Raw genomic sequence first — 544 nt, 5'->3', positions numbered from 1 at the left:
AGTGTGCTTCACGGCGGAAGTCTTCGGCTTGATGTTGTTTCATTTCGGCACGCTCGCCCGCTTTTCCCGATGGTTCTGTATCTGCGTATTTTTCCAGCAGAAGTGATTTGGCATAGCAATAGACGGCGCGGCGGTAATGGATGGCTTTAACCGATTCGCCATTAATGACGTCGTCTGAATCGCCTGTTTCGGCAAGAGTGCCTCTGCCAACCTGTACGGCGGCAATGCGGTATTTCTTAAGCTGGCCGTTGACGTGTGCGACGGCTTCGAGGACGGCATGGTAAACACGGCTGCTTGAAATGTTCGCTTCAATCCTCATTACTTCGCGAAAGTTGGCAAGGTCGATGATTGGGAAAAAAGGAATACTGCGAACTTCAGATTGGTCTAATGCTTGCCGCCCTTGATCTGGGGTGTCGGCGAAAACAATAGTCATGATTCATTTCCTTACGGAAGAAGCCTGCCCGATATTTAGGCGGGCTTTGGAAAGGAGGCGCAGAGGCTTTGCATGCTAAGGCCGTCCATGATATTTCTGGAGGACTTGCCG

The 544-nt window shown here is 51.1% G+C and carries 1 protein-coding gene; it reads right to left on the bottom strand.

Annotated features, from left to right (window positions below; genetic code table 11):
* A partial coding sequence (locus ACTHUT_RS21640) for a head completion/stabilization protein (RefSeq protein WP_440419872.1) occupies positions 1–433 on the bottom strand: 433 nt, incomplete at its 3' end.
* Positions 434–544: the final 111 nt, after the last annotated feature.

The sequence above is a fragment of the Neisseria sp. P0022.S010 genome (genome assembly GCF_051956635.1).
Note: the sequence above shows the minus strand (reverse complement) of the source record. Positions and strands in the feature narration are given on the sequence as shown.